We start from the raw sequence: 12,380 nt of genomic DNA on the forward strand, positions 1-12,380 counted from the left end.
GGCAGCCGCCCGTCACGGCCGTTCAGAGGACCAGGTCGTCCCAGACGAACGTGGTCGTCTCCCCGGTCTCCCAGTCGCGTCGCAGGATGCTGTAGGCGACCGAGGCGAGCGGCGTCCCGCCATCCACCGGCCAGCCCTCCCGGTAGTGCGCCTCCTTGACCCAGCCGCCGCGGTGGAAGGTCTTGCGCATCGCGATGTTGTCCTCGCGGGTCTGCCCCTCGAAGCGATTCACGCTCGGCATGGTGCGGAAGACGTGGTCGGCCACGGCGCGCAGGATCTGGAGGCCGAGGCCGCGTCCGCGGAACGGGGTGTCCAGGCGGAGGTCGAACAGCGGGTCTTCGTCGCTCAGATCCTCCAGGCGCAGGAAGCCGATGCGTCCCAGCTCTCCGTGATCGATCCAGAACGAGTCGTTGTCCTCATCCCGGTAGGCGCCTTTGCTGATCAGGCCCTCGATATCGGCGGCCCGCGGGCGGGTGCGCACATGGAACGGGAACTCGTTCCGCGTCATGAAATCGACGAGGGCGTCATGATCTGCGCCGACGGGGTCCAGACGCGCGAAGGTGATGCTCATGCGCTGAGCACCTCGCGCACGGAGGTCCAGGACTGCATCAGCTCCCGGGCCGCGGGATCCGTCTCCGCCGTGATCGCCTCGACGCGCGCCTGTTCGAGCAGCACGTCGATCTCGACTCGCTGTCCGCTCTCCACGGAGGCCACCGCGGCCTCGACCATCGCGAAGCTCAGCAGGTTCTCGCGCACCTCGCACATCGGGGTGCGACCCTCGCGCAGGGCGCTGACGAACTCCACGAGCGACGCTGCGATCTGGTCCGGCTCCGGGGCGTCCTCCGCTGCGACCTCCGCCTGCAGGCGGGCGGTGGTCTCCTCGTCCTCGGTGCCCAGCACCGGAGCTCCGGTGCCGTCCCAGGTGGCGGAGCCGTGCTGGGCGGCGATCCGCCACTCGCTGTTCCACCAGGTCGGCAGGCCCCGGGCGTTCCAGGTGCCGTGATAGGCGAAGAGGGATCCATCGGTCATCTCGAAGGTCGCGCTCACCGTCGCGTCGTGCGAGTAGACGCTCCAGTCGGGCCGGGCACCGCGCGCCGTGACCGCCACCGGATCGGCACCGGTGATGTAGCGGGCCGTGTCGAAGGCGTGGATGCCCATGTCCCGCAGCAGCGGATGGTGCTGGGTGCGTCGGAACCCGTCGTGCTCGACGAACAGCGAGAAGAACGCGCTGGTCATCACCGTCGGCCCATGAGCAGCGACGAAGCTGCGCAGCTGCCGCACCTGGCGGAAGAACCGCCGGGACTGGGAGACCATGAACGGCACCCCGGTCAGCTCGGTGTGCGCGACCAGGCTCAGCGCCTCGGAGAGGGTCTCGGTGACGGGCTTCTCGCCGAGGACCGGGATCCCGGCGTGCAGCGCCTTCACGGTCACCGGGTGGTGCGCGAGCGGCACGGTCGGGTTCACCAGCAGGTCGGCACCGACCTCGAGGGCGAGGTCGACGCCGTCGGCCCCGGTGGCGACGCTCGCGGGGTCGGCGACCCCGGACTGCTCGATCACCCGCTGCGGCGCGCCCTCGACCAGATCGGCGACGCCCACCAGCTCGGCGACCCCGCTGGCGACGATCTCCCGCGCCCACCAGCTGCCCATCCCGCCGGCGCCGACGACCACCACGCGGGCGGGACGGTCCGCAGGCAGGAGTGGGAAGCCGGTGCGCTCGACGGCGGGCGCCGGGGCGCCGGAGGTGTCGGTCAGCGTGCGGGCGGAGCGCTCAGATGACACGCGGGACCTCACCGCCGCGGAACCAGTCGCGCGGGGCGTTCGCGATCTTCACCGGTGCCGCCTCGCGCTCCTCGGGGCGGGCCCAGACCACGGCGTTGGCGAGCACGCGCTGGATCTCTGCCTGGTGGTAGACCGGATACTCCTGGTCGCCGGGGCTGAAGTAGAAGACCTTCCCCTTGCCGCGGCGGAAGGCGGCACCGGAGCGGAACACCTCTCCCCCGGCGAAGGAGGAGACGAAGACCAGCTCGTCGGGGGCGGGGATGTCGAACATCTCGCCGTACATCTCCTGCGCGGGGATGACGATCGGATGGGGGACGCCGCGGGCGATCGGGTGGGAGCCGTTGACGGTCCACACCCGTTCCTCCTCCCCCTCGTTGCGCCACAGCAGGTTGCAGGTGGTGCCCATCAGCGCCTTGAACGGCTTGGAGTAGTGAGCGGAGTGCAACGGGATCAGGCCCATGCCCTCGTGGACGCGGCGCACCACCCGCTCGGAGATCTCGTCAGGCACATCCTCGTGCGCCATGTGGCCCCACCAGGTGAGCACGTCGGTCTCGGCGAGCGCCTCCTCGGAGAGGGACTCCTCGATGTCATCGAGCAGGGCGATCCGCACCTCGGCCTCGATCCCGTCGGCCGCGAGCAGGGAGCGCAGAGCCTCCGCGATCACGGTGTGCATCCCGTCGGGATAGATCTCCTGCACCGTGGGGTCGACCTTCTCGTGCCGGTTCTCACCGAAGACGGCGATGCGCAGTGCCATGGGGTTCTTCATCCTGTCGCTGAGGGTTCGTGGGCCGTCTCGGAAGACGCTGGAACCATCGTAGAGGCGCGCCCGCACCGCCCGGGACCCGCTGCGGAGGAACCGTGTCTCTGCGCCTGCGGAGGCCTGGTCGGCCCGCTGGCCTCGGGAACCGTGACCGGGATGTGATCTGTTTCTCATCCGGGACGGCTATGGTCGAACACAGGCTCCTTCAATGGCGAAGGGGCCTGCACTTCTCGGGGCAGCCAGACCTGCCCCGAGGCCGTCACAGGGGCACTGTGCCCCGGACATGCCGGGCCGATGCCTCCTTCGGGACTCAGCACCATCGGCCCGGCGCGCCACCGGCGCGGCGCACTGTCAGTCCGACGCACCCTCGCCCCGGCCCACCCTCAGCCCGGCGCCGACCGACGGGCCGGTCAGAACTTGCGCACCTGCACGAGCCGTCCGTCGGCCCCGAGCTGCTGCTCGAGAGCGGTCAGCGTCTCCAGGTGCACGCGGGAGGCGCGGGCCCGCCCGGAGGCTCCGCCGAGCGCACGGCCGGCGGACTCGCCCCACACGTATCGGATCTCGGTGACGCCGGGGCCCTCTCGCAGCTCGATCGGTGCGGTGAGGTGGAACTTCCGACCGGCGAAAGCGCCGAGGAGCACGCTGCGGCGTCGGCTGCCCCGCTCGTAGTCGATGCGACCGGGACTGCGCTCCTGAGCGCTCCAGCCGCGCCCGAGGAAGAACTGGTCGAGGGCAGTGCGTGCCGAGCGCACGTCGCCGCGCACCGTGAGCGCCGCTCCGCCGGGGAACTGCACGGTCATGATCGGCTCTTCTCCCTGGCGGGCACGTCACTGGCAGGCATGCCTCTCGCGGGCCCGAGCAGTCGCAGCTCGGCATTGCCGAGATGCGACTGCTCGCGGTGGTCATGGGGATCTGCCCCGGCTGCGAGCGTGAGCGCGATCTGCAGCACGTCGCCGTGGGCGACCAGCACCACCGGCGCGTCGGGGGTGAGCTCGTCAGCCTCGCGCAGCACCGCGAGCACGCGCGCAGCGACCGCCGCGACCTGCTCGACCCCGTCCTGATGGGTGCCGCGATCGCGATCGATGCCCCACACCTGCTCATAGGCGTCGGCTGGACCCTCGTCGTGATCGCCGAAGCTGCGCTCATGCAGGCGCTGATCGATCCGCGGCGCGGCGGCGCCGAGACCGGCGGCGAACTCCTCAGCCGTCTGGAGAGCGCGTGCGAAGTCGCTCGAGATCACCAGCGTCTCCGGTCCCAGGCCCCGCGCGGCGCCGTCCCGGGCGGCCTCGCGGGCCTGGGCACGACCGCGCGCGGTCAGCCCCACCTCGGTGAGCGCGCGCGGCCCGGGGACCGACACGATCAAGCCCTCCACGTTCGCGGTGGACTCACCGTGGCGGAGCACCCAGAGCTGGTTCATCAGCGCTCCCGTCAGGGGGTGGTGACCTTGCCGGGGTTCAGGTTCCGGCCGGGGTCGTTGTCGGCGAACAGCCCCTTGACCATGCGCACCCCCACCTCACCGATGTCCTCGGTGATCCACGGCTGATGCTCGGTTCCCACCGCGTGGTGGTGCGAGACCGTCGAACCCAGATCCATGAAGGTCTGCTGCACGGCGCTCTTGGCGGCGTAGTACTGCTCGAGGGCCTGCTCGTCGGAGGAGTAGGGGAAGGCGAAGGTGAAGTAGAGGCAGGCCCCTGCGTGGTAGCTGTGCGACATGTGGCAGAACATGAAGCCCGGCAGGCCCTGCTCCTCCTGCACCGAGTAGAACGCCTCGTAGGCCTTCGCGTGGACCGCGTTGAGGTTCGACCAGGTCGCCCCGGTGTCGCAGACGTCCCCGAAGACCTGGTAGTTCATCAGGAAGTCACGCAGGTAGGGGGTGTCGAACTTCTTCTGGTCGTAGATCGCGCCGGGTCCCGCGCCGAGGGTGATGCCCCCGTTGCTCTTCACGATCTTCTTGACGATCGACTTCTGCTGCTCCACCGCCGCCTTCGAGCCCTCGAAGCAGACGTAGGAGATCGACATCTCGTTCGTGGTGTCCCAGCCCTGGGAGCGGAGGTAGGCGAAGAGGCCGTCCTGCACCTTCGCGGCGACCTTCCCCTTCGTGGAGCTGGGCTCCTTGACCATGGAGAGGCTGAACTCGGTCTCGGGTCCGTCGGAGAGGCGGGTGAAGGTGGGCTTCACGTCGGTCGAGCGGGCGATCGCGTGCATGCCGCGGATGCCGTGCTCCCAGTCGGGGTACATGTAGGCGATGACCTGGCGCACCGGGGCCAGGCGGTGGACCTGGACGGTGGCTTCGGTGATGACGCCGAGGCGGCCCTCGCTGCCCAGGATCATCTCGTGCACGCTGGGGCCCGAGTCCCGGCCGGGGATCGGCTTGGTCACCGCGACGCCGTCGGGGTGGACCATGCGCAGGCCGCGCACGATGTCCTCGATGTCCCCGTACTTGTCGGACTGCATGCCCGAGGAGCGGGTCGCGGCCCAGCCGCCGAGCGTCGAATAGGCGAAGGAGTCGGGGAAGTGGCCGACGGTCCACCCCTCGGCGTTCAGCTGCTCCTCCAGGTCCGGGCCGTAGGCACCGGCCTCCACCCGGGCCAGGCCCGCGGTGTCGTCGATCTCGAGCACCTCGCGCATCCGGCCGAGGTTCAGGGAGATCACGGGGCGCTGCTCGGAGATGTCCGGCGTGACGGAGCCGGAGATGCTGGACCCGCCGCCGTAGGGGATCAGCACCAGGTCCTGCTCCAGCACGACCTTCAGCAGCGCGGCCACCTCCTCCTCGGAGGCGGGGTAGACGACCGCGTCGACCAGACGGGCGAAGTCGCCGGCCCGCACGCGGAACAGGTCCGGCAGGGAGCGGCCGAAGGAATGCACGACCCGGACCTCGTCGTCCTCGAGCACGCTCTCCTCGCCGACCACGCTGGTCAGCAGTGAGCGCACGGGCGCGGGCAGCCGGCTCGCGGGCACCTCGAAGTCCGACAGGACAGGCGTGACGGGGGTGCTCTTGGCAGCCAGGTCCACCCCGATCTTGTTCTTCGCCAGCGGGGCGAAGGCGGGCTTGTTGTCGTAGCGGAAGGTGACATCGCTCAGACCCCAGCCCCACCACTTATGCCGCTTGACCTCGCGTGCGCTCAGCCGGTCGCTCATGCGGATTCCTCCTCGTCCCGGACAGCGCTGCCCAGAACCTCGTCGTGATGCTCGTCGTACAGGTCCTTGACCCGGGCCCGGATCCGGGCGGAGAAATCCACCGCGGATTCGTCCTCGTGGGAGATCATCGGCTCACCGAAGACCACGGCGACCGGGGGGCGGCCCGGCTTCGGCCAGCTGCGCCCCTTGGGCATCGCCTCGTGGGCTCCGATGATTGCGGCGGGGACGACGGGCACGCCGACCCCGATCGCGAGTGCGGCGGCGCCGGGCTTGAAGTCGGCCATCTTCCCGTCCAGCTGGCGGGTCCCCTCGGGGAACACCAGGATCGGCACGCCCGCGCGGAGCAGCTTGCGGGAGGTGCCGGAGTGCTTGCGGGAGCCGCCGCGATCGATCGGGAAGGCGTTGAAGATGATCCGCACGAAGAGCCGGCGGTACCAGACGTTGAAGAAGTAGTCCGCCGCGACTCCGGTGGACAGGAAGCGTGCCTGCGCCCAGGGCAGGCCGCGCGCCAGCATCGGGGCGTCGATGTGGCTGGAATGGTTCGCGACCAGCACGAACGGACCGCGCACGGTCTTCACCCGGCGGTGGACCACCTTCGAGGTGGTGAGGTTCGAGCCGACCACCGCGCCGAAGAACCCGCGCTGCGCCACGAAGCGCAGTGCGGCCCGTGCCTGCGAGCGGTACTTGGCCAGATCGCCCTGGGGCCTCTCCCAGCCCTCCCCCCGGGAGCGCGCGGACAGCGACTTCAGCGTCCGCCTCCCGCGCACCTTCGAGGAGACGGGTTCCGCAGTGGCTGCAGCGCGGCGGGTCTCGTCGGCGGACAGCGAGCCTTCACCGGGGCCCGTGACCTCGGCGGCAGCCGCGCCGTCGCCTGGGGGTGTCCCGTCGGCCGGAGGTGTGCCGTCGGCCGGGTCGGTGGGTTGCGGGGTGTCCTCAGAGGTCACGCGATCACTTCTCCCGCTTCCGGCGATGGCTGAGCAGGGCGCTCAGCCGGGCCACCAGACCGCGCGGAGTCATGCGCAGCACCGCCGCGATCCCCTTCCAGCGCTTCGAGGGGATCGAGACGGGCTTCCCGCGGGAGACGTCCCGCAGGCAGTCCTCGACCAGGCGGTCGGCCTCGAGCCAGAGCACACCGGGGATCGAGGAGCCCTTGATCCCGGCGCGGGTATGGAACTCCGTGCGCACCCAGCCCGGCATCAGCGCCGTGACCTGTACGCCGGTGCCGATGAGCTGGACGCCGAGGGATTCCGAGTAGTTGCCCACCCACGCCTTGATGGCGGAGTAGTTGTTCTGGGTGACCAGTGCGGAGACGGAACCGACGTTGATGATCCAGCCCCGACCCCGGGCGCTCATCCCCCGCCCGGCGGCGCCGCCCAGCTTGAGCACCGCTCGGATCATCACCTCGAAGCCGAGGTCGTGCTGCGAGAGGTCCTCATCGAGCAGCGAAGCCCTCACCGAGAACCCGGCGTTGTTGACGAAGACGTCCACGGGATCGGCGGACGCTTCGAGGCGGTCGGCGACGCGCTGCTGGGCGTCGCGGTCGGAGAGGTCGGCGACCATCGTCTCGACCTCGACGCCGTACTCGCGACGGAACTGCGCGGCGGCCTCTTCCAGGCGCTCAGGGTTCCGCGCGACCAGCACAAGAGCTGTCCCCCGGCCCGCGAACGCTCTGGCGAACGCGGCCCCGATGCCTGCAGTGCCGCCGGTGATCAGGGCCCTATGCATGGCGGCTACGATACACTAGCGAGGCCCTGACCAGCGCGGAGAAGCTCCCTGGTGGGAGCACCGCAGGGCTCCCGCGCGCGACCCGTGTGGCCCCGGAACCCGCGCCCCGCCGTACCCGTCCACAGAGGATCCCATGACCCACACCACCGCCCCCGCCGTTCAGACCGCTTCCGGCGGCACCACCAGCGGAGGGCGTCGGATCCTGTTGACCGGAGTCACCGGCTTCCTGGGCCAGGCAGTGCTCCGCTCGCTGCTGGAGACCACGCCGGACACCCATGTCACCGCCGTCGTGCGCCCCAAGGGCTCCGTCACCGGGCGCAAGCGGCTCGAGCAGCTGCTGCGCAAGCCTGTCTTCTCCTCCTGGGCCGAGCTGCTGAGCGCTGAGGGCACCGACGAAGCACCGGTCGACGGCAAGGCACAGCTGAAGGAGATCTTCGACGCTCGCGTGAGCGTGCTCGAGGGTGACCTCACCGATATGCCCGCGATCACGGAGCCCTTCGACACCGTGATCCACTCGGCCTCCTCGGTCTCCTTCGACCCGCCGATCGACGACGCCTTCCGCACCAACGTCGGCGGTGCCCGGAACCTGTACGAGGCGCTGCTGGCCTCGGGCCAGGACCCGCACGTCATCCATGTCTCCACCGCCTACGTCGGCGGCATCGCGAAGGGTCTGCGCCAGGAGGGCTCCCTCCAGGCCGACGTCGACTGGCGCGCCGAGTACGAGGCCGCGATGCAGGCCCGCGCCCGGGTCGATGCGGAGTCCCGCCGCCCCGAGACGCTGCGCTCCCAGATCAATGCCGCCAAGGGCCGTCACGGCCGGATGGGCCCCTCGGCAGTCGCCGCAGCCTCCGAGGAATCGCGCCGCGAATGGGTCGACGAGCGCCTGATCGACTTCGGCCGCACCCGCGCCCAGTCCGTGGGCTGGACCGACATCTACACCTTCACCAAGGCGATGGCCGAGCAGGTCGCCGAGGAGCTGTGGGCCGGCAACGGGCACCGCGTTTCCTTCGTGCGCCCCTCCATCATCGAATCCGCGATGAAGAAGCCCTATCCGGGCTGGATCGACGGCTACAAGGTCGCCGACCCGCTGATCATGGCCTACGGCCGCGGCGTGCTGCAGGAGTTCCCGGGCCTGGCCGATTCGATCCTCGACGTCATCCCCGTGGACCACGTCGTCAACGTGATCGTCGCGCTCGCCACCCAGGACGTCTCCCGCCGCGGCGACGACGCCTACTTCCAGGTGGTCTCCGGCGCGTCGAACCCGCTGCCCTTCCACGAGATGGTCACCGCGGTGCGCGAGTACTTCGTGAAGTACCCGCTCGAGGATGACAAGGGCCGTCCGATCCCGGTGCCCGAATGGTCCTTCCCCGCCGTCGAGATGGTCGAGCAGCGGTTCCGTGCCAAGGAGCTCTCCGCGAAGCTCGGCTCCGCCGCGGTCGCCTACCTCCCGGCCACCAAGCGCACCCGGGAATGGACCGCCAGCCTGCACAAGGCCACCTCGGGCCTGACCATGCTGCGCAAGTACATCGAGCTGTACCGGCACTACACGAAGACCGAGATGGTCTTCGACGACGCCAACACTCGGGCGCTGCGCGAGGAGCTGCCGGCCGCCTTCCTCGAGACCCATGACTTCGACATCAAGGGCCTGGTCTGGAAGGACTACTTCCAGCAGCAGCACCTGCCCGCGGTCACGGACCTCACCAAGGCCTACTCCCGGGCGAAGTCCGCCCAGAAGAAGCGGGCCTCCCGCCCCGTCCCCGAGCTGAAGCGCTCCGAGAACACGCTGGCCGTGTTCGACCTCGACGGCACTGTGCTCTCCACCAACATCGTCCAGCAGTACTTCGCCGTGGTCCGCGCCACCAAGCCGCGCCGCACCTGGCCGGCGGAGATCGGCGGCCTGCTGGCCGCTGTCCCCGGCTACCTGCGTGCCGACAAGCGCGACCGCTCAGAGCTGATCCGCCTGGTCAACCGCCGTTACAAGGGGTACCGCAGTGCAGATCTGCGCACCCTGATGCAGGGCGAGGCCGGGCGCCGGATCCGGGCCTCGATCCTCCCCGAGGCACTCGAGACCATCGAGCGCCACCGCGCCGCCGGGCACCGCACGGTGCTGGTCTCCGGCGCGCTGGACGTGCTGGTCGAGCCGCTCGCCGATCTGTTCGACGAGGTCATCGCCACTCACATGGACGAAGACACCTCCGGGGTGATGACCGGCTACCTGGCCACTCCCCCGCTGGTCGATGAGGCCCGCGCGAACTGGCTGCGCAAGTACGCCGACCTGCACGGCGCGGACCTGTCCACCTCCTACGGCTACGGAGACTCCCACGCCGACGCCGCCTGGCTCGAGCTGGTGGGCACCCCCGCCGCAGTCGCCCCGGACCTCGGCCTCTACGCGGTTGCGAAGAAGAAGCGCTGGCAGATCCTGGAGTGGTGACCCGCTGAGGGCAGCCGGCCGCCGGGCTGGCTGCCGTTCGGGCTGGCTGCCGGGGTGGCTGCCGTTCGGGCCAGCTCCCGCGCAGGCCAGCTCCCGCACCGGCCAGCTCCCGCACGGGCCGCCTCCTATACCGGCCCCGCGTGGGTCACCGGTACGGGCCACCAGTACTTTGTCTGTGGTGAGGGTTGAACGGCTCTACACCGTTCAAACCTCACCACAGACCGTTTTCTGGTGGAACCTGTCGTGCTCTGCCCGGCGCAAGCGGCCTTTCCGTCCGCGACGGTTCCTCCCCACCTCCACGTTGTCCACAGCGATGACGGTCTCGCCCCGTTGCGCCCCGTCGTTGCCGAGACTCGGGACATGTACGGACCGAGTCGACTGATCCTGCCGGCGAGCGCAGGGCCTCCCTTCCGCCCGAACCGTCGGCGTCGAGGACACCTTGCACCTCACCGCGAGGCAGCTCGGCATTGCTCGGCGCAGCGAACTTGTCGTCTTCGGCCTCACTCCGTGGACGATGCGAGCCGCTCTCGAGCGAGGCGAGCTGCAGCGCGTGGCCCGAGGCTGGATCGCGCGGCCCTCCGCCTCCCCTGACGTGATCCGCGCGCTCATCGCCGGGTTTCGTCTCACCTGCGTGGATGCTGCCCGGCTGCATGGGCTGTGGACACCGGATGACACTCCAGCCGAGGAACACCTGCTTCACGTCTACCGCTATGGCGATGAGCGTGCCGTCCCCGACGGCATGATCACTCATCTCCCCCGCGTCAGATCTTGGCCAGAGCAGGATGCGGTCGCCTCCGTGTCTCTCACCCTCGAGCATGCGCTCCGCTGCTGCAGCGGGGAGACCGCCGCGGTACTTCTCGAGTCCGCGATGGAGCGCCGGCTCTTGTCCCCTGCGGCCGTGCAGCAACTGCTCGACGATGCCCCTGACGCAGTCCGCTCACGGATCGGAACTCTGTCCGCCGCCAGCGACTCGGGATCGGAGACGAGGGTGGCGCGCTGGCTGCGTCGGCGGCACTTCCAGGTCGAACAGCAGGTGTTCGTGGACGGGGTCGGGCTGCTGGATGCCTACGTCGGCGGTCTCTTCCTGGAGATCGACGGCCGGGAGTTCCACGACGGCGAGGATGCCTTCAGCCGGGACCGGCGCCGAGATCTGCGGGCGATTCGACACGGGCTGCAGGTGCTCCGGCTGAGCTACGCGCAGGTGTGGCACGACTGGGAGAGAACCCAGCAGGACATCCTCCGAGCCATCGATGAGGTCGGTGCCTTCGGCCGACGCAAGGTCGAGCAGCTGGCGCTGCGCTGAGCGCGGCACCAGCACGTCAGGCACCACCAGCACGTCAGTTGCCACCAGTAAGCCAGGCAGCCCCAGCACATCACCCGCCACCAGAACTCTGTCCCTGGCGAGGCCCGAACGGCTGTAGGGCGTTGAAGAACTCGTGAGAGACAGATTGGTGGTGGCACCGGGCTGTGGGTGCCGCTGGTGTCAGGCGGAAGGACGGAATGGCGGGTGGCGAGTGGCGATGGGGACCTCTGACTGGGCAGCTCTGCACGGGTACTCCTCCCCATGGCGCGAATCGTGTAACCTTCCTAGGCTCGACGCATCGTCACAGGCCAGGGACCGCAACACCGGTCCCGCGCCGAGGACCGGGGCCGCGCGACCGTGCAGCTCCTCAACGCAGGGGAACGGCCTTCGCCGTACCCCGGCCCGCAGAAGGAGGACTCCATGTCCCGCACGATCATTGCCCGCGGCGCCGCTCTGGCCGCCGCCACCATGCTGGCCCTGACCGCCTGCGGCGGTACGGACGAAGCTCCCGCCGAGGAGCAGCCCGCCGCGGTCACCGAGCAGGAGGCGGAGCCGGAAGACGCCGACGCCGAGGAGTCCGCAGACACCGAGGACACCGCCGACACTCAGGACGCCGAGGACACCGAGGAGGCCGCGGACGATGATGACGCAGCCGGTGATGACGCCGCGGGCGCCGAGGCTGGCACCGTGGTGGAGATCGGCACCGAGTTCACCGACGAGGAGACCGGCGATGTGATCACCATCGTCTCCGCGGTGCGCGGCAACGACACCGAGTACTACATGGCCAGCGATAACCCTGACGGCGAGATGATCTACCTCGAGGTGAAGGTGACCGCCGGCGACCAGTTCGGCGGAGTCATCAGCCAGCAGGACTTCTTCCTCGACGACGGCGGTGAAGAGGTCAACTACGCCAGCACCGCGGACGACGAGCTGACCGCGGCCGGGTTCACGTACTTCGAGGGCACCCCGCGCAGCGACGGTGAGGGCACCGGCTATATCCCGATCTATGTCGAGACCACCGGGGACACCCTCAAGGGCGCCTACGTTCGGCCGGAGATGAAGATCCTCGGCGAGGACGAGACCGTCCCCGAGTTCCGCGGCGAGTTCGAGATCCCCGCTGCCTGATCCCGGTGGGCTGACCATCGCCGGCTGACTCCGGTAGCCGGTAGCCGGTAGCCGGTAGCCGGTAGCCGGTAGCCGGTAGCCGGTAGCCGGTAGCCGGTAGCCGGTAGCCGACCATTGCA

At 69.8% G+C, this 12,380-nt stretch carries 11 protein-coding genes; 3 read left to right on the forward strand and 8 right to left on the reverse strand.

Going from position 1 to position 12,380, the window contains the following annotated elements; translation table 11 throughout:
* Nucleotides 1-22: 22 nt before the first annotated feature.
* The 8 genes from ACT3UF_RS03355 to ACT3UF_RS03390 all read right to left on the reverse strand — a co-directional run bounded on the left by ACT3UF_RS03355 (nt 23) and on the right by ACT3UF_RS03390 (nt 7,402).
* Nucleotides 23-571 (reverse strand): GNAT family N-acetyltransferase, encoded by a 549-nt coding sequence (locus ACT3UF_RS03355; RefSeq protein ID WP_441444988.1) that lies wholly within the window; start codon nt 569-571, stop codon nt 23-25.
* A complete protein-coding gene (locus ACT3UF_RS03360; RefSeq protein ID WP_441444989.1) occupies nt 568-1,779 on the reverse strand; it encodes a Gfo/Idh/MocA family protein in 1,212 nt (403 codons plus the stop codon). The genes ACT3UF_RS03355 and ACT3UF_RS03360 overlap by 4 nt, the downstream gene beginning before the upstream one ends.
* Nucleotides 1,769-2,533, reverse strand: coding sequence for a ThuA domain-containing protein (locus ACT3UF_RS03365; RefSeq protein WP_441445022.1), 765 nt, complete (start codon nt 2,531-2,533; stop codon nt 1,769-1,771). Before ACT3UF_RS03365 ends, ACT3UF_RS03360 begins: the two co-directional genes overlap by 11 nt.
* Before the next feature lie 416 nt (nt 2,534-2,949).
* Nucleotides 2,950-3,339: a hypothetical protein gene (locus ACT3UF_RS03370; RefSeq protein ID WP_441444990.1), complete on the reverse strand. Its 390-nt coding sequence runs from the start codon at nt 3,337-3,339 to the stop codon at nt 2,950-2,952.
* Nucleotides 3,336-3,956, reverse strand: a complete 621-nt coding sequence (locus tag ACT3UF_RS03375; protein WP_444608011.1) for a histidine phosphatase family protein — start codon at nt 3,954-3,956, stop codon at nt 3,336-3,338. The genes ACT3UF_RS03370 and ACT3UF_RS03375 overlap by 4 nt, the downstream gene beginning before the upstream one ends.
* Before the next feature lie 11 nt (nt 3,957-3,967).
* Nucleotides 3,968-5,677: an FAD-binding oxidoreductase gene (locus ACT3UF_RS03380; RefSeq protein ID WP_441444992.1), complete on the reverse strand. Its 1,710-nt coding sequence runs from the start codon at nt 5,675-5,677 to the stop codon at nt 3,968-3,970.
* On the reverse strand, nt 5,674-6,621 hold the full coding sequence (locus ACT3UF_RS03385; RefSeq protein WP_441444993.1) for a 1-acyl-sn-glycerol-3-phosphate acyltransferase: 948 nt from the start codon (nt 6,619-6,621) through the stop codon (nt 5,674-5,676). The genes ACT3UF_RS03380 and ACT3UF_RS03385 overlap by 4 nt, the downstream gene beginning before the upstream one ends.
* 4 nt (nt 6,622-6,625) lie before the next feature.
* Complete coding sequence (locus tag ACT3UF_RS03390) at nt 6,626-7,402, reverse strand: SDR family NAD(P)-dependent oxidoreductase (protein ID WP_345076374.1); 777 nt, start codon at nt 7,400-7,402, stop codon at nt 6,626-6,628.
* A gap of 133 nt (nt 7,403-7,535) precedes the next feature.
* Here ACT3UF_RS03390 and ACT3UF_RS03395 point away from each other — a divergent pair, with 133 nt between their 5' ends.
* The 3 genes from ACT3UF_RS03395 to ACT3UF_RS03405 all read left to right on the forward strand — a co-directional run bounded on the left by ACT3UF_RS03395 (nt 7,536) and on the right by ACT3UF_RS03405 (nt 12,261).
* Nucleotides 7,536-9,833 carry an HAD-IB family hydrolase gene (locus ACT3UF_RS03395; RefSeq protein ID WP_441444994.1) on the forward strand — a complete coding sequence of 766 codons (2,298 nt, stop codon included), beginning with the start codon at nt 7,536-7,538 and terminating at the stop codon, nt 9,831-9,833.
* A gap of 514 nt (nt 9,834-10,347) precedes the next feature.
* The gene (locus ACT3UF_RS03400) at nt 10,348-11,136 is read left to right on the forward strand and encodes an endonuclease domain-containing protein (RefSeq protein ID WP_444502348.1); all 789 of its coding nucleotides are present in this window, start codon (nt 10,348-10,350) and stop codon (nt 11,134-11,136) included.
* Between the two features lie 420 nt (nt 11,137-11,556).
* Nucleotides 11,557-12,261, forward strand: a complete 705-nt coding sequence (locus ACT3UF_RS03405) for a hypothetical protein (protein ID WP_441444996.1) — start codon at nt 11,557-11,559, stop codon at nt 12,259-12,261.
* Nucleotides 12,262-12,380 lie beyond the last annotated feature (119 nt).

It is taken from the genome of Brachybacterium sp. AOP24-D1-21, assembly GCF_052378665.1.
GTDB lineage: Bacteria > Actinomycetota > Actinomycetes > Actinomycetales > Dermabacteraceae > Brachybacterium.